This window comes from Rhizobium sp. P40RR-XXII, assembly GCF_012641405.1.
GTDB lineage: Bacteria > Pseudomonadota > Alphaproteobacteria > Rhizobiales > Rhizobiaceae > Rhizobium.
In genome coordinates this window covers 27713-52493 of sequence record NZ_JABAII010000002.1, presented here as the reverse complement: position 1 = coordinate 52493, position 24781 = coordinate 27713, and the positions used below count along the sequence as shown (strand labels likewise).

Sequence of the window (24781 nt, the reverse complement as noted above, 5' to 3'; positions counted from 1 at the left end):
AGGAGATTTGTGCATGGCAGATCGCATTGTCGTCTACTGGCGGGACATTCCGGCCCAGGTGATTATCAAGAAGGGTAGGCAGACGGCAAAACGTGAGCTTTCGCTGCGCTTTACCGAAGCAATAGACATGTGTGCCATGCGCACGGGTGCCGCCGAAACGGACGACTATCTTGCCGAATGGCGCAAGGCGGATCCCGTGGCCGTTTCCGACGATCTCGAAGCCGAGGCGGACAAGGCGGCAAGCGAGCTTGAGGCCGCCTACGATCGCGAGCGGCTGGTGGCGCTGGTAAAGGCCGGGGGCCGCGACAATGGCTGATGCCGTCCAGAAGCCCGGCAACGCCGCGGCAGGTGCAAAGGCAGCCAGCGGCGCCTATACACCGGCCGGCGTCTCCCCCAATCGCCGCGCCCGGCGCAAATATACAGTCCGCCTATGGGCTGTCCGTCACTCGCGCTTCTTGGAATGGTTCTACCGTCGCTTCGCCGATGCCTTCCTCCTGCTTCATCCGCTGTGGAAAGCGTTCGGCTATGAACGCGTGGAGCGCCCGATTACCTTCATCGAACGCAATGTGAAGGGCTTCCTGTTTGATTGCCGCATGTGCGGCCAGTGCGCGCTGTCGTCGACGGGCATGTCCTGCCCGATGAACTGTCCCAAGCAGCTGCGCAACGGCCCTTGCGGCGGCGTACGCGCCAACGGCAATTGCGAGGTGGAGCCCGACATGCCCTGCGTCTGGGTGCAGGCCTGGAACGGCTCGAGGAACATGACCCACGGGGACGCGATCCTTAACGTGCAGAAACCCGTGAACCAGTCGCTGCGCGAAACATCCTCATGGCTTCGCGTCACGGCGGAAGCGGCAGCAGCCCGTGAAACGGCGAAAAAGGAAGCCTGAGCGATGTCGCATATCGATGAAAACCCGCTTGGCGTCCATCTGCCGCTCGATCCCCTGCCCGGCCATTATTCACTCGGGCGGCTGGAACGCGTCCTTCGTCGCGGCGAATTCGCGGTTACCGCCGAGTTGAACCCACCCGACAGCGCCAATGCCGAAGACGTCTACGAGCGCGCCGCGATTTTCGAAGGTTGGGTCGATGGCATCAACGCCGTCGATGCCTCCGGCGCCAACTGCCATATGTCTTCCGTCGGGATTTGCGCCCTGCTGACGCGCATGGGCTATGCCCCCATCATGCAGATCGCCTGCCGCGACAAGAACCGCATCGCCATTCAGGGCGACGTGCTGGGCGCGGCTGCCATGGGCGTGTGCAACATCATGTGCCTCACCGGTGACGGGGTGCAGGCAGGCGATCAGCCGGGCGCCAAGCCGGTCTTCGATCTCGATTGCATGTCGTTGCTCGAAACCGTGCGTATCATGCGCGACAACGGGAAATTCCTCTCCGGCCGAAAGCTGACATCACCGCCGAAAGTCTTTCTCGGCGCCGCCATCAATCCCTTCGCACCGCCTTACGACTTCCGCCCCTATCGGCTGGCGAAGAAGATCGAGGCCGGCGCGCAGTTCGTCCAGAGCCAGTATTGCTACGACGTGCCGATGTTCCGGGACTATATGAAGAAGGTCCGCGATCTCGGCCTCACCGAAAAGTGCTTCATTCTCGTCGGCGTCGGTCCGCTCGCATCGGCAAAGACCGCCCGCTGGATGCGCTCCAACGTGCCGGGCGTCCATATTCCCGATGCCGTCATCAAGCGCATCGAAGGTGCGCAGGATCAGAAGAAGGAAGGCAAGCAGCTCTGCATCGATATCATCAACGAGGTGCAGGAGATCGAGGGCGTTTCCGGCATTCACGTCATGGCCTATCGCCAGGAGGAGTATGTCGCCGAAATGGTGCATGATTCCGGTGTTCTGAAGGGCCGCCAGCCTTGGAAGCGCGAGGCAAGCCGCAGCGACGTTCTGGTTGCCGAGCGGCTGCACCAGATCAGCGAAGGCCGGGAAGAAAACCAGCAGGCGATGGCGGAAATTGCAGCCCACCATACGCCGCCGCAGGCGCATTGACTTCGATACGATAGAAGCAGGCCAGGAGAGAAACCGGCCGGCTTGTAACCCAGATCACCGCACGGTAGACCAGCTATCGGGCCAATCGACCAGAGGATCAGACATGACGCGTACCATCGTTGCCTCCGCCACCCGCGAGATCATCATAGGCTTCGACCAGCCCTTCTGCGTGATCGGCGAGCGCATCAATCCGACGGGGCGCAAGAAGCTCGCCGCCGAGATGATCGAAGGCAATTTCGACACTGTCATCAAGGATGCGCTGGAGCAGGTGGCGGCCGGTGCGACCATGCTGGACGTCAATGCTGGCGTCACTTCGGTCAACCCCAATGAAACCGAACCGGGCCTGCTGGTGCAGACGCTGGAGATCGTGCAGGGCCTCGTCGATGTGCCGCTTTCCATCGACAGCTCGGTCACGGCAGCCATCGAAGCGGCGCTCAAGGTCGCCAAGGGCCGGCCGCTGGTCAATTCCGTGACGGGCGAAGAAGAGAAGCTCGAGGCCATTCTGCCGCTCATCAAGAAATACGATGTGCCGGTCGTCGCGATTTCCAACGACGAGACCGGCATTTCCATGGACCCGGATGTCCGCTTCTCCGTCGCCAAGAAGATTGTCGAGCGCGCCATGGATTACGGCATCAAGCCGCACGACATCGTCGTCGACCCGCTCGTTATGCCGATCGGCGCTCTGGGCGATGCCGGCCGTCAGGTCTTCGCGTTGCTGCATCGCCTGCGCAACGAGCTGAAGGTCAACACCACCTGCGGCCTTTCCAATATCTCGTTCGGCCTGCCGCATCGCCATGGCATCAATGCCGGTTTCATTCCCATGGTCATCGGTGCCGGCATGACCTCGGCCATCATGAACCCCTGCCGCCCGCAGGAAATGGAGGCTGTGCGCGCCGCCAACGTGCTGAATGGCACCGACGCCAATTGCACCAACTGGATCATGACCTACCGTGATTACAAGCCGGCGGAAGCTGGCGCTGCCCCTGTCTCCACAGCCGCTCCCGCTGCCGGCGGCGGACGACGTGGCGGCCGCGCCGCACGCGCTGGCGCCGGCGCTGCGAGGGAATAGCATGGCATCCGGTCGCGGCTTTTCAAACGATCTTGCCACCCTGTGGCTGCAGTCGCCCGTCGTGATTGCGATACGGCTGCAGCAAATGTGGATGGATGCTTTGGCTGGCAATGTGAACGCGGCCGAGATGAATCGGATGATCTCCGAGAAGATGATGGCAGCGGCCGAAAGCGCCGTTGCCGTCAACGCCGCGATGATGCAGCAAGGCATCGCGGTACTGACGGCAAGCCCCACAAGCCAATCGCAGCGCCACGTCGCCGACGCGATCGCGCACGCCGCGATAGAACCCTATAGCAGGCGCGTTCGCTCGAACGCGCGCCGCCTTACAAAATAGAAAGGCTGATCCGTGGCCGAAGCCGGTGACAGCGCGAACCCTCTCGTCCTTTTCATGCCGTCCGGCAAGCGCGGTCGCTTCCCCACGGGAACCCCGGTACTGGAGGCGGCGCGCCAGCTCGGCGTCTATGTCGAGAGCGTCTGTGGCGGTCGCGCCACTTGCGGGCGCTGCCAGGTTTCGGTGCAGGAAGGCAATTTCGCCAAGCACAAGATCGTCTCTGCCAACGACCACCTTTCACCGATCGGGCCAAAGGAGCGGCGCTATGCCGAGGTGCGCGATTTGCCCGAAGGCCGCCGCCTCTCCTGCTCCGCGCTGATCCAGGGCGATCTCGTCATCGACGTACCGCAGGATACCGTCATCAATGCGCAGGTGGTGCGGAAAGCCGCCGACGAGCGCATTATTGCCCGCGATGCGGCCGTGCACATGTGTTACGTGGAGGTCGAGGAGCCCGACATGCACAAGCCGCTTGGCGATCTGGATCGCCTGAAGGCGGCCATCGCAGCGGACTGGAAATACGACAATCTCGAAGTGGATTTCCACCTCATTCCGCAGGTGCAGGCGATCCTGCGCAAGGGCGAATGGAAGGTGACGGCTGCCATTCACCGTGATCAGGACACCGAGCGTCCCCGCTTGATCGCACTCTATCCCGGCTTGAAGAACGAGGCCTATGGCATCGCCTGCGATATCGGTTCGACGACGATCGCCATGCATCTGTCGTCGCTGCTGTCGGGCAGAACCGTGGCATCGGCAGGCGCCTCAAATCCGCAGATCCGCTTCGGCGAGGATCTGATGAGCCGTGTCTCCTACGTGATGATGAACCCGGACGGCCGCGAGGCGATGACCAACGCTGTGCGCGAAGCATTGAACGGCTTGATCGACAAGGTTTGCGCCGATGGCGGCGTCTCGCGCCAGGATATTCTGAACGCCGTCTTCGTCGGCAATCCGATCATGCATCATCTTTTCCTCGGCATCGATCCGACCGAGCTTGGCGGCGCTCCCTTTGCGCTTGCCGTATCGGGGGCGGTGCATCTGAAGTCGGCGGAAATCGGACTGCCGATGAACGCCGGTACGCGGATCTACATGCTGCCCTGCATTGCCGGCCATGTTGGCGCCGACGCGGCTGCCGCAACGCTTGCCGAGGGTCCGCATCGCCAGGACGAGATGATGCTGCTGGTCGACATCGGCACCAATGCGGAGATCGTGCTCGGCAATCGCCATCGCGTTGTCGCCGCCTCCTCGCCGACCGGCCCCGCTTTCGAAGGTGCTGAGATTTCAAGCGGCCAGCGCGCGGCACCCGGTGCGATCGAACGCGTGCGCATCGATCCCGTCACGCTCGAACCGCGCTATCGCGTGATCGGCATCGAGCCATGGTCGGACGAGCCGGGCTTCGCAGACGCCGCCGCCAAGGTCGGCGTCACCGGTATCTGCGGCTCCGCCATCATCGAGGTCGTCGCCGAAATGTTCCTGACCGGCATCATCTCGGAGGATGGCGTGGTCGATGGCGCGATGGCGGCGCGCTCGCCGCGCATCCTGCAGAACGGCCGCACCTACTCCTATCTGCTGCGCGATGGCGAACCCCGCATCACGGTGACGCAGAACGACATACGTGCCATCCAGCTTGCCAAGGCCGCGCTTTATGCCGGCGTCAAGCTGCTGATGGACAAGCAGGGCATCGATCACGTCGACCGGATCGGCCTTGCCGGCGCCTTCGGCACCTTCATCGATCCGAAATACGCCATGGTGCTCGGGCTCATCCCGGACTGCGCGCTGGACAAGGTGAAGGCCGTCGGCAATGCCGCCGGCACCGGCGCGCGCATGGCTCTGCTCAACCGCGGCCATCGCCGTGAGATCGAGGAAACCGTCAGGAAAATCGAGAAGATAGAGACGGCGCTTGAATCAAAGTTTCAGGAGCATTTTGTCTACGCCATGGCCCTGCCGAACAAGGTGGACGCCTTCCCGGAACTCTCCAAGGTCGTCACGCTGCCCGAACGCAAGCAGATTTCCGATGATGGCGGAGAAGGTGGCGGTCGCAGGCGTCGCCGCAGCCGCGAATAGGAAACGGCTGGCCGCGGTTCACGCGGCCATCTTGCGCCCGATCTCGACAAAGGCCTGGCGGATGCTGTCGGCCACCGCCTTCATCGGCCCCGTCATCTGCGATGCCGTCAGCAGACGAATGTCGAAGGACGTCAGTTCCGGCAGCCCCTCGTTCGGTCCGAGAATTTCCATATCATCGGTGATGTAGGAGCGTGGGAACGGCGCGATCGCAAGATCGGAGACGATAGCGGCGCGCTGCGCCATCGTATGGGCGCTGAGATAGGAGACGCGATAGGCGCGCTTCTGTCTCTCCAGCTGCGCCATGGCTTCGGACCGCCAGATGCAGCCCTCTTCCCATATGGAAATCGGTAGCGGATCGCGACGATAGGCGGTGCCGCACTTGGCGCCGGCCCAGACGAGGCGTTCGGTATATATAACCTCCCCCTCCGTCGGGAAAGGCCGCGTCGCGCAATTGATCAGGGCCAGATCCAGCCGCTGCTCCTCGATGCGCTTCTTGAGCTGGATGCTCATATCCACGACGACATCCACCATGATGCCCGGATAGCTCTCGGAAAAGCTCTTCAGGATGGTCGGCAAGAGCCGCTCACCAATATCGTCGGGGGCGCCGAGCCGCACCACGCCGCTGAGCTCAGGCATGATGAAGCGCGAGACCGCCTCGTTGGAAAGCGCCAGAATGTTGCGGGCATAGGAAAGCAGCATCTCACCGTGCTGCGTCAGGCTCACCGAGCGCGCGTCGCGCAGGAACAGCGTCACGCCGAGCTGCTCCTCCAGCTTCTTGATCTGCATCGAAACGGCAGACGGTGTACGAAAGACGGCATCGGCGGCCGTGGAGAAATTCCCCGTTTCGGCGATCGCGACGAAGGTGCGCAGAACTTCATTGTCAAGCAACGGTATGGGCCGGCGGAGCGGAACGGTCATAACGGTTAACTTTCAATTTTTCTGATTTTAAACACCATATCATTTCATTTGTCTGAATGTCAACGAAGTCCCATATTAGACCTAATGGAAATTCACGCAGACAGCCGCAAAGGAGTAAAATCATGGCTGACACGGCATTGAGCGAAGCTTCTCGCCTCTTCACGCTCTTACGCGTCCGGAAAATTCAGCGGACGGCGCAACATACGCTTGATGAGATCGTAACCCGCTTTCCGGCTCATCTGATCGACGACGTAAACGCGCGCGGCCTGCCGCCAGATCGGACGCTGTCGATCCTCGAGCGCAAGCCCGGCAAGGTGCGTTCGTTCAAAAATACTGATGGCAACCATAAGATCTATTCGCTTGATTGATTGGTTTGCCAGATCCATATTTACACCCAATGGGCGTGACATTTTGAGCGGTTGACACTGAAAGGAACCCGGAAATGACAACGATCATCTATAGACAACCCGGCAGGATGCGGAATTCGTTTCCATCAGGCGGCAGTTACGTACCCTTCATCTCTCGCATCGCCCGTCGCTGGCAGCAATGGCGTTCGCTTCGCGAGCTTGAGTCCCTGTCCGACGACCTGCGCAAGGACCTCGGCTGGCCGGCCGCAAACGAAACGAAAAATCCGAAAGTCATGCGATGATTGCAAAAGATCGAAAGCATTGAAGGCGGCGCTCAACCCCAACGAGTGTCGCCTTTTGAACATTTAATCATCTGAACGCGCATTCCCGAATAATTTCTCGAATTACCTTCATATACATTCCTTTGCTCCGGCGGATTGCCCGCCATCCCCTTCAATCCTCTCCGTAGAGCGACATTTTTCCTGACAAGCGCAAATATCCCTTTGCGGCCGCGATTATCCATGCCAGTGTCGCTAATAGACCATCGGGCCGACGTATTTGGCGCAAGGAATACGCAATGGTCCTGGAGCATGGATTTTCACGATATGAGCAAGACTCCGATTAAGACGCGTTCCCTGGTTTTCTTCCTCGTCCCACATTTCACCATGCTGCCGTTTTCCGCCGCGATCGAGACGCTGCGGATTGCCAACCGCATGCTGGGCTACCCCGCCTATACGTGGCGATTAGCCTCCGCGGACGGCCAGAAAGTCTATTCATCCAGCGGCATCGGATTGGAGGTCAATTCCTCCCTTACCGACGAGCGCCGCTATCTCGGCGGCGAGAACCGCCCGAACATGGTGCTGGTCTGTTCCGGCATCTATGTCGAGGAATTTCACAACAAGTCGGTCAACGCCTGGCTGCGCGAGACCTATAATCGCGGCGTCGCCGTCGGCAGCCTCTGTACGGGCGCGCATGTGCTTGCTCAGGCAGGATTGCTGAACGGCAAGCGCTGTGCGATCCACTGGGAGAACCTGCCCGGCTTTTCCGAAACGTTCCCGCAGGCGGAAGTCTATGCCGATCTCTACGAGGTCGACAGCAACATCTATACCTGCGCCGGCGGCACGGCTTCGCTCGACATGATGCTGAACCTGATCGGCCAGGACTTCGGAGAAAACCTCGTCAACCGCGTCTGCGAGCAGCAGCTGACCGACCGCGTCCGCAGCCCGCACGACCGTCAGCGCCTGCCGCTGCGCGCGCGCCTGGGTGTCCAGAACGCCAAGGTTCTCTCCATCATCGAGCTGATGGAAAGCAATCTCGCCGAGCCATTGTCGCTCCTGGAAATCGCCGACGATGCCGGCCTGTCGCGCCGGCAGATCGAGCGCCTGTTCCGCCAGGAAATGGGCCGCTCGCCGGCCCGCTATTACCTTGAAATTCGCCTCGACCGCGCCCGGCACCTGCTCGTGCAATCCTCCATGCCGGTCGTGGAAGTCGCTGTTGCCTGCGGCTTCGTTTCAGCCTCGCACTTTTCCAAGTGTTATCGCGAGCTCTACAACCGCTCGCCGCAGCAGGAGCGCGCCGAGCGCAAGCTGACCATGTCGACGAACCGCACGGGGATCGTCGTCTAAAAGGCCCGAGCAATCACGACTATGGGGCGCGGCCTACTGGGCCGCCTCCTGGGTCATCTTGAAGTCCGAATAGACCTGATTGCGACCATTGTGTTTCGCCATATAGAGAAACTGGTCGGCGGCGTTGAGATAGTTGTCGAAGGATTCGTATCCGGCGATCTCGGCAACACCAATGGAAACCGTCACTGACAATTCCTCGTCATCGGCGTGAACCTTCAGATCCGCAAGGCTGAGGCGCACCTCGTCGCACACCTCGGTCGCCGCGCGTGAATTCATTTCGGTAAAGAGAATGGCGAACTCCTCACCGCCGAGGCGGGAGAGCAGGTTGTCGCTGCCTTCAAAAAGCGAACCGAGCCGGCCGGCAACCGCCTTCAAGACCTGATCGCCGATCTCGTGACCATAGGTATCGTTCAGATTCTTGAAATGATCGATATCGAGAATGGCGACCGAACTCGGACGCTGGCGGCGCAGGCAATCGTTTACGAGACGCGGACCGTGGTCGTAGAAATAACGCCTGTTATAAAGACCCGTCAGATAGTCGCTCGCCGCCGCCGCGCGCAATTGCTTCAGCTGCGCCAATGTCTCGACGTTCAACGCGATACGGCACTGTAATTCCTCTGGAACGAAGGGGCGATAGATGAAATCGCTCGCGCCGGCCTTCAGGAAGGTCGCGGACAGCAATCGGTCATTCGATGACGAAATGCCGATGATCCGCATCCGGTCCGAACCAAAACGATGGCGGATGCGACGGGTCAGTTCATGGCCATTCATATCGGGCATGTTGTAGTCGGTGACGACCACTTCGATATCGTTGAACTCCTCGAGCGCCGCCAGGGCTTCGATCCCGGTGCCGGCTTCGGTGACCTTGAACTGCTGGGCATGCAGCAAATCCGTCAGCATCTTTCGAGCCGACGGAAGATCGTCCACAACCAATACGCGCGTCGATCGATTGGCAATGGCGCGCCGGACGGACGAGACCAGATTGTCGAGCGCGAACTCGCCGTCCTTGAGCACGTAATCGACGACACTGCGCTCCATGATGCGGTTGCGCGTCGCCATGTCAAAAGACGCGGTAAAAACGATGGTGGGAATATTGTGGGCGACGGCGACATCCAAAGCCTCGCCATGGGCAGCGTCGGGCAGATTGAGGTCGATCACAGCCATGGTAAAGCCACGGTCCGCATCCGCCAGCGCGTCGTTCAACACTTTCAGCGATGGGCAATGCGTAACCGCCAGGCCGAGTTCGGTCTCGAACCGATGCGAAAGCACGGCTGAAAACATGCGGGAATCCTCCACCAGAAGTATCTTCTGGTGGCCGTTGCGGTGGCCGCCGCCATCGCCGAGGGATCCCACATGCAGTACCATTTCCCTTCAATTCCTCCCGCGCCGTAGGCGCCTGAATCTCAGTCAATTGCAGGGTCTGCCAAACCGTCCTTCACCTTATCCTGAACAGGATTCGTGAAAAAATTGGAACCATAGATTGCGGAGTTTTATACAAAAATGATTTCTCCTCACATTCTTTTGATGGACTTCCCTGCTTTCGCAATGCCTAGGCGGTTTCCTCGACTTTACGCGCCGTCTGGATTTGCAAAAGCGTGTCGAGATTCTGATTCACGCGGCAGTAGAATTCCTCGTCGATGAATGGCCGCAGGATGAAGTCGTTGCCGCCGGCCTTGAGGAACCGTGCCGAGAGCAGCCGGTTGTTGGACGACGAAACGCCGATGATGCGCAGCTCGTGCGAACCGGTGGTGGCGCGAATGCGCCGCGTCAGTTCGAAGCCGTCCATGTCGGGCATGTTGTAATCCGTGACCATAAGGCCGATATCCGGACTGGCCTTCAGGATTTGGAGCGCCTTGGCGCCGCTTTCGGCAACGCTGACACGGAAGTTATAGCGCTTCAGGCGGCTGGACAGCAGAGCGCGCGCCGTCGCACTGTCATCGACGATGAGCACGTGATGGCGGTGGTTGGTGAGAAAGCGGCAGATCGATTCCGCCAGCATGTCGACCGCAAACACATTGTCCTTGAGAATGTAATCGACGACATCTCTGGCGATCAGCTCGTCGCGCATACCCTCCAGGAAGGTGCCGGTGAAGGCGATGGTGGGAATGCTGAGATCGACCAGATAAGCCAGGGCTTCGCCTTTCTCGGCTCCCGGTAGGTTCATATTCGAGATCGCCAGCTTGATCGGCTCCGACGACTTGTCATAGGCAAGCTGCAATTCCTCGAAATTGCGGCAAATCTCGACATCGATGTCCAGAAGCTCCTTGAGCCTGGCCCGGATCATAGCGGTGAAAAGATTGGAATCCTCGACAAGGAGAATGCGCGAGCCGGCAAGAGACGCACCGGAATACTGCATCCCCGAAACACCCAGAAATGGCATAATGAAAACCTGTTACTGAAAATGATCCCCTCTGTACTTTTTTAGAACAAAGCTTTTGCGGATTCATTAAACCGATTGGTTTCCCAGAGATGAAGAAAGGTAGCATCCGCCGCGGCGGACGCAGGCGAATGTTCCGGCTCTTGGAACCGGTCGATGATCAGCAAGCGTTGAGCATCGTGTGCCACTGATGCCGGCTACAAGTCCGGCCCTGCCCGGCTCACTCCGCTGCGGTTCTGCCGCGGCGACGGCCGGCACCCTTTACCTCGGAAGCACTCTCCTCGGACGGAGCAACACCTTCCGCCGGATCGGCCTCCGGCCCATCGGCCGAATCCGTCAATATACTGGCCGCAATATCGCCGTGCCGCTCTCTCCTGCCGTCGCGAACGATATGCAGCTCCTGATGCGGATAGGGAATGGCAATCCCCTCCTCCTTGAACCGCCTCAGGATTTCGATGCGCAGATTGTTGCGGATCTCCATGCCGTCGGAAAGATCCGAGAGGTAGAAGCGCATCTCGAAATCCAGAGATGACGGACCGAAGCGCAGGAACTCCACGTGCGGCTCGGGATTTCTGAGGACCTTCGGGATCGCCCGCACCAGTTCCAGCAGAATATCCATGACCTTGCGCGGATCGGCATCATAGCTGACGGATACCGGAATTTCCGAGCGGCCGAGCCGGTTGCGATGCGTCCAATTGCCGAGCGAAGCGTTGATGAGCTCGGAATTCGGTACGATGATCGACTGTTTGCGGAAGGTCTCGATCTCGGTCGCCCGCACCGAGATGCGCTTGACGATACCCTCCGAAGTGCCCGACACGATCCAGTCACCGACCTTGAAAGGCCGTTCGACCAGAAGGATCAGGCCGGACACGAAATTCGACACGATGTTCTGCAGACCGAAACCGATACCGACCGAAAGGGCACTGGCGACGAGCGCGAGGCTGGACAAATCGATGCCGGCAGCGGAAATGGCAAAGATGGCGGCCAAGGCTATGCCGAGATAGCCGATACCGGTCCTCACGGAGTTGCGGACGCCCAGATCCACCTGCCCGCGCGCCATGACATTGCTGTCGAGCCAGCGCTGGAACCAGCGCGTAATCATATAACCGCCGGCAAACAGCAGAATGCCAACGAATATGCCGAGCAACGAGATCGACATGTTGCCGATCTTGATCTCGGTAAACAGCCTGTAGGCGAAGACCTCCAGATCCTGGATGTGGAAGCCCCAGGACAGCAGGATCAACGGAATGCCCGTCAGCAGCGCGACGGCATAGGTCGCCAGCCCGGCAGCGAGGCCGGCCTGATCGAGCGCCACTTCGCGAAGCTTCAGCCGGTTTTCCAGAAAGCGGCCGATGATCGTTTCGGCAAAGACGCCCTGCTTCGATACGGCCTTGCCGAGCTGAAAGCCGAGATACATGGTCGCGATGACCGCACTCGTCACGATCATCTGCGTTGCCATGAAGCGGGCGAGGCCGACATAACCGATGAACGAGATGAAGATCACCAATATGCCGAGAGCGCGAAGAATGATTGCCATGCCATGCGGCCAATGACGGCCTGGCGCATCCGGATCGCCGTTCTTGGCCAGCATCGGCGAGCCGAACGAGGCGGCAATCAGAATGAGGCCGATCAGCAGCGCCGCCAGGAAGCTCTTTGCAACGGTGACGACGACGGGCGAACCCATGGACTCGCTGATGCGGTCGAAGACGTAGTCCAAACCATTGACCACGGCCATTGCCTGCAGGCACCAGGTCAGCGAATGCGCGCCCTTGTTCGACAGCTTGACGAGGCGCCAGTGCGGCCGGAACGGCGCGAAGACGGCGTTGCTCAGGCGGCCGACGAAATAGACAAGCCCGATGAAACCGAAGACCGCCGCCAGTATCGGCGCGATATCCGGTCGCAGGACATTGAAATTCGACAGGAAAAAGAAGGACGTGACGAGAAATGCCGCCAACGACAGGGTGCGGATCAAGGTCGACCAGAAGGCGACGGAGAGCCGGCTGATATAGGGCGGATTCTCGATGGCCTCGTCCTGCACGTAATAACGGCGGAACAGCCTATAGCCACCGGCGAGGAATAGCAGTGCCGCGCCGATCGACAGGCAAACGGCGGCCAGGAACGAAGCGAGCTTGGCTTTCAGCACGAATCCGATCCAGCTCGTCACGGCGCCGCTGAACTTGATGCCCTCATCGACGAGAGCCGCGCCCGCATCGTCGAATGTGGCACCGGAAATCTCCGTCCGCTTGAACAATGTCTCGGCGAACAGCTTTCGGCGCATTTCCATGAACTGCATGGAAAGCCGATTGGTCTCCGCGGTCAGATTGTCGGCATCGAGGATCACCGCGCTGATCTGCGCGCGCTCGGCATTGAGCCGGTCACGCTCCTGCGCGACGATCGGCGCTTCCGGCGGCTGGCCCTCCTTGGGGGCAGCGCCGAGCTGGGTCAGGCGCGTATCGATCTCGGCGGTGCGGGGTTTCAGACGTGTCGAGATTGCAGCGACGGCGCGATTGAGCTCGTCGACACGGCCCGAGAGCGCCACCAGCGCCTCATCGTCCGCTCCCGATTGTTTTGCGCTGTCCTGGAGGGTGTCGTATGTCTTCTTTGCCTTATTGAGATCGGCAACGGCCGCATCCAGCAACCCGTTTGCAAGCTGCGTGGGCTGTTGCTGATCCGTTTGTTGCGACTGCTGGGCCGGCTGCTGATCCTGCGCAAAGGCATAGCTACCCGCCAACGGAAGGGTGGCGGTAACGGTGCCCAATCCCAGCAGCAAAAGGGGCAGCAGAAAAAGACGGAATTTCAGCGGGCGCAAGCAAAGCTCCTCGTCGCACATAACTCGCAGGCAGCGGATGATCGAAATCGCCGAAGAAAATCGCGAACCGAGTCGTCCTATAGTGTGATTGCGAATTTCATAGTCTTTACGCGAACGCCTTGTAAGACAAAGAAAGGCGACACAAAGGCATTCCACGCCTTTATCCGGTTCTGAATCGTGCCCGAAGCCGGATATCGCTCGCTTCGTCCCGAAGACGACGTGTCGGACCGCTCATGTCTGCGTGGAAATAGGCCGGAGCCAAGCCTTGGCAATGGGTCGTCCATGGCCGCCTGCTTCGCGATGTCAGAATGAAGATCACACCTTCGGCAGGCCGGATGGGCGCGCCAAATTGCTTAAAATAGATCCGCGAAACGTCAGCCGGCCTTGCACTGCGGATGAAAGCGCTCCGCCACGTTTTCGGCTGCTGCATAGGCCTGGGTCACGATCTCCGGCACCAGATCGATATCGGGAAGACTTCCGAGCCCCAAGGGGCCGATGGCAAAGAGCCCCTCCGTCGTGCGGCCATTGACCTCGAGCGCACCGCTCGCCTCGACGGCCAGACCGAGGCCGAGTTCGTCGGGCACCGCAAGGCCGGTGTCGATCAGGCTGCGCAGCAACGGCGCATTCAGATCGGGCGCCTGGCATCGACAGTCGATCACATCATCGGCGTAGAGCTGCTCGGGTTCTGATCGGCCTGCGGGCCTCAAAACCATCCCGGTCGGTGTCCGCCGGATGAAATGGCCGCGCCGCAACACGGTATTCCCCTCGGCCAGTTCCTGCTTCAGGCGAACATGCAGGGCTTCGGGCAGCCGGTTGCGATGGCTGTCGTAGAGTGCCCGCAGATGACGGTTGAACTGTTGCTTCTGGCCGGCGGGCAAGGATCGCCAGAGCGACCGCGCATGCTTGCGCAAGCCGTTCATGACAGACTGCCAGCTTTGGCCACTCGTCTCAGCCTCCTCGCAGGCTTGACGGATAAAGCGAACGATCTCGCTGAGATTGCGAGGCATTTTATCGGCGGGGAATACCGGATCGGCATTGTTACGCGTGTGGCTTTGCGGCAGGAAGCCCCGCCTCGAAACGATGGTGATCTGCCCGGTATAACCATTGTCGCGCATCTGCAGCAGCCGGTCGACGACACGCAGGCCGCTGCCGAGCAGCAGCGTATGCGGGCGCGACACCAGGCGCCGTGCCCGCACCGTCGTCGGGACATTCACGAGATCGCTGGCCTGCGATTCCTGATCGGTGATGCCGTAGCCGGTCGCCACCACCACCATGTCGAACGGCGCGTTAACGGCACCGTCGCTTTCCACCACGAAGCGGCCGCCGCGAACGCGGCGAAGCCCGAAGACCGTCTCGCTGCTGACCTGCACCGCAACATCGCGACGCGACGAGAAAGCCTCGGAAAAGCGCTGATAGACGTAGTCGCTGAAAATGCTCTTCGGCACGAAGATCTGCAAAAAGCCGGGTATGGCGGCGGGAACGGCACTGCGGAACGGCGCATTGCCACAAAGCCATTGATTGAAATCATCGGGATCGCCGGCGGAGACCGAAAGATCGCGAACGCGGCTATTGAGGATTTCGCTGCTATGGCCCGAGGCCAGCGCCTGACCGCCGCTAACGCTGGAATTGGGGTCGAAAAGCTGTAGATGAAACGGAAAGCGCACTGTCTTCATCAGGGCGATCGCCATCATCATACCGGAAAAGCCGCGCCCGATAACGGCAATGCGCGGCATCACATAAGACTGTGCCGCCGCGTTCGTCCTGGCGGAAAAAAATCCCTGAACCGTCATATCAACTCCTGGGGCGAGAGGTGCTCGATCATGCCTTTCTTGAGGCTTGCTCACTTTACGGGCCCAGAAACTCAAACTCCGATATCTGGTGCTCGACAGCCGAAGAACAGTGGCTGACAAAACGCACGGAGGCCGCTTCGGTTCTCAAAACTAGGCGCATTCTTTCAATCTGGATTTCCCTATCCGCTGCAAGAAAGATGCGACAGGCGGGTCCAACTCTGATCTACACCAGATCCCCGCAATCGGCTGCCATGTATTGCTTCTCGGAAGCCGTCAGGCAGCAGGATTATTGTCATTGTCTACTTATTTAGTCGTATATGAAAGCGCGAAAATGCGTCGCTAGCAAGTGCTTTCTTGTGGGACCGGGATCGGACTGTCGATGCTGCAACGCAAAAGACGCCTCGTGATCGTAATGCCTCCTCGTGGATAACGATGATTTCTTCCGGCGGAAAAGAAGAGTGTCTCATAGCCCCGATGCCACTGTGCGGCACCGCTTTCTACGTTGACGAGCAGAAGACGAGAAGCCGCAAAGCTCGCTATTGCAGCAACCATATATCGGCCCGCTCGCTTACAATTTCTGCATTTGACGCCTATTATGTCCAAGGACGTGGCGCGAACAACGCCTGAAAGACTGACCTGGCGCTGGCCGAGGAGTGGTGAATGGGGACTGTTTCGCAGTTGCGCGAACGCGTCAGGCCGCCCGCGCATCGCATTCAAAGCGAAGAAGAAGCGCTCGACATCGCGCGGTCACTCGCGGCTGATTTCGCACAGCAGGCAAGCGACCGCGATATCAACCGCATCCTACCCTATGACGAGATCGAAGCCCTATCCCAATCGGGCCTGCTCGGCATTTCAGTGCCCTCGGAGCATGGCGGCATCGATATTTCAAACTGCGTTCTCGCTGAGGTCATTGCCATCCTGGCGGAGGCCGATCCTTCCATTGCGCAGATACTGCAGACACATTTTCATGTGCTGGAGGCAGTCAGAATCGCCGGCGGCGAGGAACAACGGGCATCCCTCTTCGACCGGGCGATCACAGGCGATCGCTTCGGCAGCGTCTTCTCCCAACCAGAGACCGGCGGGACGGATCAGGATGTCCTGCATCTGGCACCGGATGGGCTCGGCTTTCGCCTCAACGGCCGAAGCCTGCCTTCCGCCAGCATTCTGTTTTCGGACTGGATCGCCCTGTTCGTCCCGGACAAACGCAAGGGGCTGATGGCGGCAATCGTGCCGAGAAATACCGAGGGCATTCAGATCATCGACGACTGGGACGGCTTTGGTCAACGAACCTCCGGAAACGGCACGACCATACTGCATGACGTTTATCTCAACGCCGACGCCCTGCTCCTGCAGCAGGAGAAGCTGACGGAGCCCACGGTGATCGATTGCGTGAGCCAGCTCACCCATGCCGGCATCAATCTCGGCATCGCCCGATCGGCTCTGGCGGCGACCATGGAGTTCGTGCGGACCAATCCTCAACTATCGGCGGATAACGACTCCAAGCGGGCCGTGGACGATCCATTGCTGGTGACGAGGATCGGCGAGATTGCCATTCGGATCGAGGCAGCAACGGCGATCGTGGAGCGCGCCGGCAGCAAGATCGACGCCGCCCAGATCAATCTCACCGAGGATCACGTCATCGATGCTGCGCTCTCAGTTGCGGCGGCCCAGGCGATTACCGCCGACATCGCGATGGAAGCATCCAATACGTTGTTCGATCTTGCCGGCACGACGTCGGCGCGTATCGGGCTCAATCTCGACCGCCACTGGCGCAACGCCCGCATTCACACGCTGTATGATCCCGCGCGCCGAACCCACAACATCGTCGGCAACTATCATCTCAACGGCATAAAGCCGGCAAGAAACTCGCTGGTCTGAAAACCGCAGGGAATGCCGGGAAGGTCAGCCGATCTGCGAGGCGCGGTGGTCTTCCCGCTCCGGGATATCAACATCCGCGCCGCCGGCAACGAACTGCTCCAGCGACATGTTGTCGAGAATCTCGGCAATGGCGTCACGCACCTCCGTCATGGAGCGCCGTACCTGACAGCGCTCCGGATCGGAACAGTCGTCGCAAGCTTCGTAGGCCGTGCGGCTGGCACAGCGGATCGGCGCCAGCGGCCCGTCCAGAGTGCGAATGACATGGCCGATGCGGATTTCCGACGCCGGGCGCGACAGCGAATAGCCGCCACCCGGCCCCTTCTTCGAGCGCAATACGCCGGCGTTTCGCAATTCGAGCAGGATGGTATCGAGAAACTTCTTCGGAATATTGTTGCGCAACGCGATATCGTTGATGAATGCGGTTTCGCCTGGACCGAGGCGTGCGAGATCCACCAACGCCTTCAGTCCGTATTTTCCTTTTTTCGTAAGCATCGCCGTCCGCTTTACTGCAAAGTCGATTGTTGAAACCCGGCTTGGCCACCCAAGAGAGACTCACCCGGCTCATCCTGTCATCATGGATCACGGAAGTAACCCCGCGCCCTTTGACGAACAAGATAGTAACTCACAAATTGTATAGTTTATATGAGTAAATTTAGGCAATTGTATCGCCTAAGCAACGAATTTGCGGCTTTTCTTGGATTTAGGCGGCGCTACTATCCCAATATGCCTTCCTTTTCCCATGCCTACGGCCGCTGATCGCGCCGGCGACCTGTTCGGCGACAAGAACGGCATGCTCGACCACTTCGGGCAGGCCCATGAGTTCGCCGAAGGTGCCGCGTGCGAGCGGTCCGGAAATAAACAGGGACGGCACCACCGTTCCGTCGGCGGCAAGTGCCCGCGATTGCGTATCGCAGGCAAATCCCAACCGCGCGGAATCCATTGCGAGATATCCGGCTTTCGACAGCTCTTCGATCCAGCCTTGCGATTGCAGAATGCCGCGATGTCCGGGGCCTGTGGTGACGACGACCGCATCGAATTGCCTGTCGACACGCCGCCCGGACCGGCTGAGCTGCAATGTGCAGTCAATGACGCCATTGGTAACGTCAACTGCCGCGACCGAAGCTGCCAGAACCTCGAGCCTGCCGCTTTCGATCGCCCGATCGCTGACCGCCTGCACCTGCGGCGCGACGCGAAAACGATGCACATCCCAGAACGGCCTCAAATGCCTGACGAGACGGCGCCGCTCCTCGGTCGGCAGCGCCTGCCAGACATGCCGGCCCTGCGCCCTCACCTGGTCGATGACGGCATGCCAGCTGCGCCCTTCGCCCTCCGCGTTGCGGATAGCAGCCCGCAGGCCGCGCAGGAGATCAAGCGCCGTCTTCGACGGCTCGCTGGCGAAATCCCCGAATGGTTCCTGCTTCACCGCCGCATGACCGCGCGAGCGCAGACCGCGTCGCGATATGGCGGTGACCGGTCCCGCATGCCCCCTGAGTTCGAGCGATGCGATGACATCGGCCGAGGTCAAGCCGTTGCCGACGACCAGGACGCGATCCTCGGCGCCGATAGCCGCTAGCGCATTCGGTCGTGTCGGATCAGGAACGAAGCGCGGGTGCCCCGTAAGCGCCTCCCGCAGCACCTGCGGCGGCGAGGGCGATGGATGGCTGGTGGCGATGACGAGAATATCCGCATCCACGCGCTGTCCAGCCGCACCGGTGACCGCCCAGCGGCCACCTGCCCTCTCGATGCGCTCCACGCCTTGCCTGACATGGACAACACGCCCATCCTCGACGAAGGGATGGATCATGCTGTTGATATAGTTGCCGAAGACAGAGCGTCGTGGGAAGAGGTTGCCATTGGCGGCAACCGCCGCCTCATCGTCGGCAAGCGCATTCCTCTGCTGCAGCCAGCGTTGAAAATGCTCGAGGTCATCCGGCAGCAGGCTCATCTTCGCCGCCGGCACATTGATGCGGTGGGCGGGATCTTGCGTATCGTAGGCAAGCCCTGCTCCCAGACGTTCCCGTGGCTCGAATATGAAGAGCTGGCCGGCTGGCAACGACTGTCGCTGCAGCAGATGGAAGGCAACCGCCGTTCCGGAAACGCCGCCGCCGACAATGACGATAACAGGCAGATCACGTGCCTGGTGGTCAGAGCCAATGGTCAATAGCCAACTCCCTCAAGATCGACCAGCACGCGAGTTCTTCGCGCGTCGAGCAATCGCAATTTCATTGGAGATAATCGTATACTCTATAAAATTTGTTGACAATACGATTGCGGCGGCGGCCCACTCCACCCGCAGCCAAAGGCAGCCAACACAATGCTGATATGCCTTTGCAAACAAGCGGTTATTTGTGCCTCGCACAATATTGTTTTTGCACCGCAGGATGTAAAAAACTTGGCAGGCGTCGTTCGAAAGAACATACTAGCGGTTGTTCTGGTTCGTGTTCTCTGTGGGAGGAGAAACATCATGGAACTGCTTCGTCTGCTCACTGCATTCGACTATACGCTGGTGCTGATTCTGGCCGTCATCTTTGTGTTCAGTGTTATGGAAGGCGGGCATAAAAAGCATTGAATATAGGCTGTTGAAGGCGATAGCCGTTGCGGCCGGGCAACCACGCCCGGCATGGTTAGATGCGCTTGAGCCACCATGCTCGAAACCCGCTACAGCCGCGCAAAATCGACACGCATGGCGATTGGCTATAACAGCGACAGCACGTGTTGATGCAGACAAGCCGCCGCCTGGCCGGCCTCATCCTGACGAATTGTCCAATCATCCCTCACATTGCCTAGATAGCCCTCGCGCGCATGCAGCAACGTTCGCGCCGGCTGCTTCGGCAGGCGCGATGCGGCCCAATCGGCTGCGATATCCTTGGTGACGAACTCCCCGGTTGCGGCCGTTCTCCACATGCGAGCCAGTGTCAGCAGGACATTCCGTTCATCCCCTGGCAGATTGACAAGCAGCGCCGGCAGCGCCTCCAGCATCGCGCGCCGAATGTGATCCATCGGAATTTCGGCCAGAAGATCGACCGGGGCGGGGCCGAACAATGGGCATGCTTGCTGCCGCGCTTGAGCCAGAACAAGCGTATTCTCCGGATCGGAATGAGGTTTGGGAACGGTGCCCGCCTCGAAGCCCTCGCGCAGCCATTCGCCATAGACGAATTCGCTCCGCGCCGGAAACGCTGGCGCAGCAAGATGATCTCCCAGGAACACCATCAGCTCGATGCAGGGCGGAGTGCCCGGACTGACCGGATAGCGGCCCGAAACGTCCAAAAGGGAAGAAAGAAGGTTTTTGCGCATGGCATCGGACATCGGCTGATCGATGACCGCCAGAATATCCACATCGCTTTGCGGCCGCAGTCCGCCCGCGACTGCCGATCCATGCAGATAAACGGCCAGCAGGCCGTCAGCGAACACACGCCTGGCGATTGCCGAGACGGCGCGCGCCTCAGCCGGTATCCTTGACGCTGCTGCCCGCATGCAAAGTCCTTTCGATCCGGGAACAAGTTGTGTCATTGTACTCGCAAATCCGACAGTAAATATTGCAGCAATGAATTGTATAATTCGATGCTCTTCGCTCGTTGAAGTCCGGGAATTATTCCACAAGCTTCGCGCAAACAATTCCTAGGATATTTCCTTGCGTCGATAAGACATCGAGCAAGGGGGATATACTTATGGGCTATGACTGGGACGGCATCAAAACGCGCCGAATGCGAAGGCTGAAATACGGGTTTTCGCTAATCCTCTTCACGATGTCCATCACCGCGCCAGCCATATTCCTGCTGCATCTCCGCTGAACCTTTTGCAAGGCCTGCGCCGATCGGCCGGCCGGGAAGCTTGCCTCGGAGCAGCCCTTGAAGTTTCCGGGACAACGAGCGGCGGGGAACCAAAGCGAGCTGCCGGCCGTTCCTAAAGGCTTGCGCCACTAAGGAGAACACCATGGCCGACGTCTCGCTGGACAAGGATATCAACGCTCAGATCGACGAGCTCCGCAAACAGATCAACAAGCTCTCTACCGTCCTGACAAAGAGAATCGACACCGCTTCGGATCGCGCGGACGAGGCTCTCTATTCATCGAAAGTGAAGGTGGCGCGCATCGCGGATCAGGCTCGATCAGAAAGCCGAAACGTCGTGCGGGCCGCAAAGGAAAATCCGACGGCCACGAGTTCCATCTTGATCGCGACGGCGCTTCTGGGCGTCTTCACCGGCCTTCTGCTCGGCAAGCTTTCGAACTGATCCGGTAATTCCTATCAAACAAAGACCGGCCGATCATTATGACAATGACATCACGTTTCGTTTGAAGCTTCGCCCTGCCTCGCGTTTGAACCGACAGTTGCGCGGCTTAGCGACGGACGCCAAGAAGCTCATGGAATGAGATCGAGCCCGCCGCATTCAAGAAAAGAACGGAACCCGAATTGGAAGCCGTTTCCAATTTGCTGGAAACCGGACAGCCGAAAACCCTTGAGACGCTTCAGAATATCTAACGTTTTCAAGAGGTTTTTGGTGGGTGATGTAGGGCTCGAACCTACGACCCGCTGATTAAGAGTCAGCTGCTCTACCAACTGAGCTAATCACCCGTACCGCTTGCTGGCGGCGTGACCGGGCATATAAATAGGATCGGTTTGATTGTCCAGCGGCCAGACGAATTTTCTTTGATTATTTGTCAAAAAAATTTCAGAAGCCGCGAAAAACCCCGTAAAATCAAAGCTCAAGGATTCCAGACGCAATGCGCACGGCTTGGCCGCCGATGCGGGCATTGGCGATCAGGCCGCCATCGACATCGACATGGAGGTGAATCAGAGACGGCCGTCCCATCTCTATGCCCTGCTCGATGATGAAGGGATGATGGCCGTCCGGCAGAGCATCGAACTGATTGATGGCGCCGGACAGCGCCGCGGCCGCCGACCCCGTTGCGGGGTCCTCCACAATGCCCATGCCGATCGGAAAGACGCGTGCATGAAACTTCGCCGTATGGTTGACCCCGCCACGGCAATAGATGAAGGCCGAGGCCAGAGCGCCATCGACGAAGGGGACCGTCTTTTCCCAAAGCTGCGAATCGAATTCCATCCGCTCGGCCACACCGACATCGTGCACCGGCACCAGAAGAAACGGCACCCCGGCGCTCCAGATGGAGGGAACATGGTTCTCGAAACCAATCTCGGTGATGTTCAGGCTGAGCGCGTTGGCGATGTCGGCCTTGTCGAGCGGCAATAGGATCTGCTGCGATTTCTTCGGCAGATCGAACTCGGCAAAGCTCGCCTTGTTCTGCCGCAGCTTGATGGCGCAGCGCACCGGCCCGACGCGTTCGTCGAGAACGGAGACGAGATCGAGATCTCCGCCATGGCTTGCATGGGCCTTCTCCGCCAAAGCGATCGCCGTGCCGACAGTCGGGTGCCCGGCAAAAGGCAGCTCGCGGCCGGGCGTAAATATGCGCAGGCTTGCCGTATGGGCCGGATTTTGCGGCGGCAGCACGAAGACCGTCTCGGAAAGATTCATCTCCCCGGCAATCGCCTGCATCGCCTCGTCGTTCAGGTCCTCGGCATCGAAGATGATTGCGAGCGGATTGCCCGCCAGCTTGTTGTCGGTGAACACATCATAGACACTATAGCTGCGCGCCAATCCGGCCTCCATCCATACTTCCAGACTCGATTATTCATACCGGCAAGCGACCCCAGCGCAAGCCCAAGCTATTTGCCGCTGCCGAAGAACCAGGCGAGAATGGGAAGCATCGCAATATTATAGGGGTGCGCCGTTGGGTCGGCCGATCGAATAGCGACCACGCCATCGACCTCGTCCTCTTCGGAAACGAGCATATGCGCCTCGATCCGCCGAAGCATGTCCTCGGCCGTCCACGGAAAACGGAAGACGCGAAGAAGCGTGACCGAACGCTTTATATGCATTGCGTAATAGCCTGGATCGGCGGTGGCATCGTTCAGGTCGAGACCAGTTTCCTCCAACACCTCGCGCCGCATATTGCCGTCGACATCGCCGCGCCCGTCGACAACGTCATTCTCATCCATCGACCCGGCGGCGCAATAGACTCGGCCGGGATTGGAGGTGTGTGGCGCCATGCGGATCGCGATGATCGCTCCGTCGGACGATACGGTGACGGCAAAGGCAAAAAGATGGAAGCCGCCCGGCTGCCTCTGCTTTCGCCACCAGAGAAACGTCGAGAACGGTACAATATAGGCCTCGCCCTTCACCGCGCCGCCATTGATCGACAGCCGATGCTGGAAGACCATGCGGCCGTCATAGAGAGATGGATTGGCGGCAATTTCCCTCGCCCAGTTTTCCTGCGCCGCCTCCTGCTCGCGCAGGTGAAACGGATGTTCGCCGGGAAACACGGTGAGGTCGATGCCGGAGATCGGAAATATGGTGCCTTCCGGCGGCCAGCCGGCCATGTCGTTCTGTTCTGAAAGGGTCATATCAAATCCAATGTCATGACGACGGGGCAATGATCGGATGCCTTCGGCCTGTCCCAGCCGGCGCGCGGGTAGCGCTCCACCTCCTGCCCCGGTGGAAATATGGTGCGGAAAGGCTGGCCCGAGCGCACGACATCCGGGAGCCGCGTTGCATTGGCCCGCGCCAGGGCCGGAGACAACCAGATATAGTCGAGCTGACAAAGCCGTTGTTCCTGCGGCCCGCGCGCGTGGTAGAGCGTCCAGCGGTCGAGCTCGTCCCGCCGCTGCATGACGTTTTCGGCAAAGCCGTCATGAGTGAAGACATCAAGCGCGCTGCGCTTGTCTTCACTTCGCGGCTCGAAACGATAGCCCGTGCGGCGCGTGCCGATGACATCGACCCATTCCTGATAGTCGTTCATGTCGCCGCAAATGGCGAAATTCTTCGTCGCCGTATGACCGGCGCCGAACCGGTTCTCGATGATGCGGCGAACCGCCATCGTCTCGGCCCGGCGGATCGGCATGGTCGCATGGCGTCCATCCACCCCTTCACGTGCCGGCCCCATCGATTTGAGGTGCGCCACAAAGAGCGAAAACGGCACGCCGCCGATATGGAGATGCAGCTCCAGGCAGTCGCGTTTGAAGATCTTGTCTTCCGGATGAAGCTCGAGTTCCGGCAGCTCGTCGTTGAAAAGGCCGAAATCGCCATAGGTCACCATGGCGTGACTTTTGATATCGTTGAGCACGATCGGCTGGCCGTCGCGCGTTTCCTCGCGCATCATGACGGCGACATCGATGCCGCGGCTGTCATTGCCCTCGATCAGGAACTTCTGGCGGTAGCCATTGCCGACCATGCGGTAGAGGTAGCCATATTCGAATGCCTGCAGCGCGGCCATGTTGTCGACTTCCTGCAGGCAGATGATGTCGGCATCGGCATCCGCGATCGCAAGCGCCGTCATCTGCCTGGTGTCGTCGGTCGCGGCGATCACGCGCGCGGCTTCGAGCTGCTGGTAGACCTCCTCGCTGCGGACATCGAAAAGCTGCAGCACCCGGTCCTGGCGCAGCTGATTGCGAAAACCGGTGTAATCGAAGCGGGTTAGAAGATTTTCAACATTGAATGTCGCAAGGCGCAGGGACATGAAGCATTCCAGTTTACAAGAATAATGTGAGCCGGCTTATTATTATAAGCG

The 24781-nt window shown here is 59.7% G+C and carries 22 protein-coding genes and 1 tRNA gene; 11 read left to right on the top strand and 12 right to left on the bottom strand.

Going from position 1 to position 24781, the window contains the following annotated elements; translation table 11 throughout:
* The first annotated feature begins 13 nt into the window (after positions 1-13).
* From HGP16_RS03565 to HGP16_RS03540, 6 genes are all read left to right on the top strand, one after another.
* Positions 14-316: a virulence factor gene (locus tag HGP16_RS03565; RefSeq protein WP_168838657.1), complete on the top strand. Its 303-nt coding sequence runs from the start codon at positions 14-16 to the stop codon at positions 314-316.
* Entirely contained in the window at positions 309-887 is a 579-nt protein-coding gene (locus HGP16_RS03560) for a methylenetetrahydrofolate reductase C-terminal domain-containing protein (protein ID WP_168838656.1), read from the top strand. The genes HGP16_RS03565 and HGP16_RS03560 overlap by 8 nt, the downstream gene beginning before the upstream one ends.
* A gap of 3 nt (positions 888-890) precedes the next feature.
* Positions 891-1997, top strand: coding sequence for a methylenetetrahydrofolate reductase (locus HGP16_RS03555; protein WP_168838655.1), 1107 nt, complete (start codon positions 891-893; stop codon positions 1995-1997).
* Positions 1998-2100: 103 nt separating this feature from the next.
* Entirely contained in the window at positions 2101-3066 is a 966-nt protein-coding gene (locus tag HGP16_RS03550) for a methyltetrahydrofolate cobalamin methyltransferase (RefSeq protein ID WP_168838654.1), read from the top strand.
* Positions 3020-3400 (top strand): hypothetical protein, encoded by a 381-nt coding sequence (locus tag HGP16_RS03545; protein WP_312862839.1) that lies wholly within the window; start codon positions 3020-3022, stop codon positions 3398-3400. Before HGP16_RS03550 ends, HGP16_RS03545 begins: the two co-directional genes overlap by 47 nt.
* Before the next feature lie 54 nt (positions 3401-3454).
* Positions 3455-5455, top strand: a complete 2001-nt coding sequence (locus tag HGP16_RS03540) for an ASKHA domain-containing protein (RefSeq protein WP_168839152.1) — start codon at positions 3455-3457, stop codon at positions 5453-5455.
* Positions 5456-5473: 18 nt separating this feature from the next.
* On the opposite strand, the gene HGP16_RS03535 is transcribed toward HGP16_RS03540, so the two are convergent.
* Positions 5474-6373: a LysR family transcriptional regulator gene (locus tag HGP16_RS03535; protein WP_168838653.1), complete on the bottom strand. Its 900-nt coding sequence runs from the start codon at positions 6371-6373 to the stop codon at positions 5474-5476.
* A gap of 122 nt (positions 6374-6495) precedes the next feature.
* Here HGP16_RS03535 and HGP16_RS03530 point away from each other — a divergent pair, with 122 nt between their 5' ends.
* The 3 genes from HGP16_RS03530 (at position 6496) to HGP16_RS03520 (ending at position 8345) form a co-directional block, all read left to right on the top strand.
* The gene (locus HGP16_RS03530; RefSeq protein ID WP_168838652.1) at positions 6496-6741 is read left to right on the top strand and encodes a hypothetical protein; all 246 of its coding nucleotides are present in this window, start codon (positions 6496-6498) and stop codon (positions 6739-6741) included.
* A 74-nt stretch (positions 6742-6815) separates the two neighbouring features.
* Positions 6816-7022 (top strand): DUF1127 domain-containing protein, encoded by a 207-nt coding sequence (locus HGP16_RS03525; protein WP_168838651.1) that lies wholly within the window; start codon positions 6816-6818, stop codon positions 7020-7022.
* 303 nt (positions 7023-7325) lie between these two features.
* Positions 7326-8345, top strand: a complete 1020-nt coding sequence (locus HGP16_RS03520) for a GlxA family transcriptional regulator (protein WP_409526807.1) — start codon at positions 7326-7328, stop codon at positions 8343-8345.
* Between the two features lie 33 nt (positions 8346-8378).
* Here the strand turns inward: HGP16_RS03520 and HGP16_RS03515 are convergent, their stop codons facing one another.
* The 4 genes from HGP16_RS03515 to HGP16_RS03500 form a co-directional block, all read right to left on the bottom strand.
* Positions 8379-9710 (bottom strand): diguanylate cyclase, encoded by a 1332-nt coding sequence (locus HGP16_RS03515; protein WP_168838649.1) that lies wholly within the window; start codon positions 9708-9710, stop codon positions 8379-8381.
* Between the two features lie 184 nt (positions 9711-9894).
* A complete protein-coding gene (locus HGP16_RS03510) occupies positions 9895-10725 on the bottom strand; it encodes a response regulator (RefSeq protein ID WP_168838648.1) in 831 nt (276 codons plus the stop codon).
* Positions 10726-10942: 217 nt separating this feature from the next.
* Positions 10943-13531, bottom strand: coding sequence for a mechanosensitive ion channel family protein (locus HGP16_RS03505; RefSeq protein WP_168838647.1), 2589 nt, complete (start codon positions 13529-13531; stop codon positions 10943-10945).
* Between the two features lie 374 nt (positions 13532-13905).
* On the bottom strand, positions 13906-15321 hold the full coding sequence (locus HGP16_RS03500; RefSeq protein WP_168838646.1) for an FAD/NAD(P)-binding protein: 1416 nt from the start codon (positions 15319-15321) through the stop codon (positions 13906-13908).
* 660 nt (positions 15322-15981) lie between these two features.
* On the opposite strand from HGP16_RS03500, the gene HGP16_RS03495 reads away from it, so the two are divergent.
* The gene (locus HGP16_RS03495; RefSeq protein ID WP_168838645.1) at positions 15982-17199 is read left to right on the top strand and encodes an SfnB family sulfur acquisition oxidoreductase; all 1218 of its coding nucleotides are present in this window, start codon (positions 15982-15984) and stop codon (positions 17197-17199) included.
* A 24-nt stretch (positions 17200-17223) separates the two neighbouring features.
* Here the strand turns inward: HGP16_RS03495 and HGP16_RS03490 are convergent, their stop codons facing one another.
* From HGP16_RS03490 to HGP16_RS03480, 3 genes are all read right to left on the bottom strand, one after another.
* Positions 17224-17691 carry an RrF2 family transcriptional regulator gene (locus tag HGP16_RS03490; RefSeq protein WP_168838644.1) on the bottom strand — a complete coding sequence of 156 codons (468 nt, stop codon included), beginning with the start codon at positions 17689-17691 and terminating at the stop codon, positions 17224-17226.
* 208 nt (positions 17692-17899) lie between these two features.
* A complete protein-coding gene (locus tag HGP16_RS03485; RefSeq protein ID WP_168838643.1) occupies positions 17900-19360 on the bottom strand; it encodes an FAD/NAD(P)-binding protein in 1461 nt (486 codons plus the stop codon).
* A gap of 533 nt (positions 19361-19893) precedes the next feature.
* Positions 19894-20673 carry an aminoglycoside adenylyltransferase family protein gene (locus HGP16_RS03480; RefSeq protein ID WP_168838642.1) on the bottom strand — a complete coding sequence of 260 codons (780 nt, stop codon included), beginning with the start codon at positions 20671-20673 and terminating at the stop codon, positions 19894-19896.
* A gap of 459 nt (positions 20674-21132) precedes the next feature.
* Between HGP16_RS03480 and HGP16_RS03475 the strand changes: the two genes are divergently transcribed.
* Positions 21133-21429 (top strand): hypothetical protein, encoded by a 297-nt coding sequence (locus HGP16_RS03475; RefSeq protein ID WP_168838641.1) that lies wholly within the window; start codon positions 21133-21135, stop codon positions 21427-21429.
* A gap of 265 nt (positions 21430-21694) precedes the next feature.
* Here the strand turns inward: HGP16_RS03475 and HGP16_RS03470 are convergent.
* From HGP16_RS03470 to HGP16_RS03455, 4 genes are all read right to left on the bottom strand, one after another.
* Positions 21695-21770 (bottom strand) — tRNA-Lys (locus HGP16_RS03470).
* A gap of 124 nt (positions 21771-21894) precedes the next feature.
* Complete coding sequence (locus HGP16_RS03465; protein ID WP_168838640.1) at positions 21895-22812, bottom strand: PhzF family phenazine biosynthesis protein; 918 nt, start codon at positions 22810-22812, stop codon at positions 21895-21897.
* Positions 22813-22880: 68 nt separating this feature from the next.
* Positions 22881-23618 carry an NUDIX hydrolase gene (locus HGP16_RS03460; protein WP_168838639.1) on the bottom strand — a complete coding sequence of 246 codons (738 nt, stop codon included), beginning with the start codon at positions 23616-23618 and terminating at the stop codon, positions 22881-22883.
* Positions 23615-24730 (bottom strand): endonuclease/exonuclease/phosphatase family protein, encoded by a 1116-nt coding sequence (locus tag HGP16_RS03455; protein ID WP_168838638.1) that lies wholly within the window; start codon positions 24728-24730, stop codon positions 23615-23617. Before HGP16_RS03455 ends, HGP16_RS03460 begins: the two co-directional genes overlap by 4 nt.
* Positions 24731-24781: the final 51 nt, after the last annotated feature.